Source organism: Bacillus sp. C30 (genome assembly GCF_040838255.1).
Classification (GTDB): domain Bacteria; phylum Bacillota; class Bacilli; order Bacillales; family Bacillaceae_G; genus Bacillus_A; species Bacillus_A mycoides.
Map to the genome: position 1 here is coordinate 1 of NZ_JBFPJH010000530.1, position 1,695 is coordinate 1,695.

3 protein-coding genes are annotated in these 1,695 nt (G+C 34.7%); all 3 read left to right on the plus strand.

Features of this window, described 5'->3' with window-relative positions:
- Nucleotides 1-10: 10 nt before the first annotated feature.
- A complete protein-coding gene (locus AB3X49_RS22530) occupies nucleotides 11-193 on the plus strand; it encodes a hypothetical protein (protein ID WP_000473368.1) in 183 nt (60 codons plus the stop codon).
- The gene (locus tag AB3X49_RS22535; protein ID WP_002127253.1) at nucleotides 193-1,014 is read left to right on the plus strand and encodes a serine/threonine protein kinase; all 822 of its coding nucleotides are present in this window, start codon (nucleotides 193-195) and stop codon (nucleotides 1,012-1,014) included. Before AB3X49_RS22530 ends, AB3X49_RS22535 begins: the two co-directional genes overlap by 1 nt.
- Nucleotides 996-1,695 (plus strand): sporulation protein (locus AB3X49_RS22540; RefSeq protein WP_367964852.1); only part of this gene is annotated, 700 nt, incomplete at its 3' end. The genes AB3X49_RS22535 and AB3X49_RS22540, both read left to right, overlap by 19 nt.

The following is a 1,695-nucleotide window of genomic DNA, read 5'->3' on the forward strand; positions in this document are numbered from 1 at the left end:
AGGTGAAGGGATGTTCAAAAAAATTATTGATTCTTTATTAGGAAAGAAAAAACATCGTTCGTATTCAAGTAGTGATTATCGTCATAGAGGGCGCTCGTATTCAAGTAGCGACTATAAACGACGTTCATCTGGTTATGGGCATCAGCATTATAAAAGAAAACGTAAAAGCCGTAGCTTCTTTTCAAGTAGCTGATGAAATGGCGTCGTATACTAGCTTTATTTGATAGACCACTGCGAAAAAATACAATCGTTGCAGAGCGTTATAAGATTGAATCAGTAATTGGAATGGGCAGTTATGGGGTTACATATGTCGTTAATGATTTACAAATAAATAAATATAAAGTCTTAAAACAATTAAGGAAAAGTAAACAAAGATATGAGTCTGGTAGAAAATCATTTGAGCAAGAGAAAGTGATTTTACAAACATTAAATCATGCGTCAATTCCTAATCTACATGATCATTTCATATGGGAGAAAAAGAACTTTTTTGTGATGGAGTATATGCCGGGGGAAAATTTCGAAGATCATATTTTCTTAGATGGGCAAGTATATGATGAACGTGAAGTTTTTGAAATTTTATATGAAGTACTAGGAATTGTTTCGTATTTTCATAGTAAAGGTATCATTCACCGAGATTTACGTATTCCAAACATATTAATGAAAGAAAATCAGATTAGTATTATTGATTTTGGATTGGCTAAATTGAAAGGTGAGGGTGATGAGCGTGCTATAACTTATGAAGGTGAACAAGCTTTGATGCGAGAAGTTCACTTTCGTAGCGACTTTTATGCGCTCGGTCATTTCGTATTATTTTTATTGTATGCTAGTTATCAATCGACTGAAAAAAAGGAAAAACCTTGGTATGAAGAGTTAGTGCTGGAAGAATATAATCGCGACATGCTGATGCGAATGTTACAAATGAAAGCGCCATACTATGAAAATGTACAAGATTTGAAAAAAGATGTAGCTTACGCTTTAGAAAGGATGGAGACCCCATGTTTCAAAAGTTTTTAGCAAGTGTTGGTATTGGTAGTGCAAAAGTAGATACCGTTCTTGAAAGAGATGAGTATACAGTTGGAGAAGAGATAGTAGGGAAGGTTCATATAACTGGAGGTTCAGTTAGCCAAGAAATTGAAAGCATTTACTTAACGTTGTCGACGTCATATGTAAGAGAAGTGGATGATAAAAAAGTAACTGCATCGTATGATTTAGAGCGAGTTCGTTTAACAGATCCATTTTCTGTAGAGCCAAATGAAAAAGTGGAAATTCCATTTTCGTTTTTAATGCCAATTGAAGCACCACTAACACTTGGAATGAAAACGGTTTGGGTTCATACAGGTCTTGATATTAAACGTAGTATTGATCCAAGTGACCGTGATTATATTCAAGTATTGCCGAATGCGCTATTGAACAGTGTATTAAATAGTGTAAATCAATTAGGTTTTAAAGCGCGTCATATAGAATGCGAAGAATTACCGTATCGATTACGTAAGCAAGTTCCATTCGCGCAAGAATTTGAGTTTATTCCAGTTTCCGGAGAGTATTATGGGAAATTAGATGAATTAGAATTATTAATTTTGCCAAGTGCCCACGATCGATTAGAAATTATTATGGAAGTAGATAGAAAATCACGTGGATTGGCTGGTTTATTCGCAGAAGCGCTTGATCTTGATGAGAAGGTTATTCGCTTTACAG

What these genes read in the sequence shown, in the direction of transcription:
- AB3X49_RS22530 (WP_000473368.1), top strand. Translation starts at nt 11, where the DNA reads ATGTTCAAAAAAATTATTGATTCTTTATTAGGAAAGAAAAAACATCGT.
- AB3X49_RS22535 (WP_002127253.1), top strand. Translation starts at nt 193, where the DNA reads ATGAAATGGCGTCGTATACTAGCTTTATTTGATAGACCACTGCGAAAA.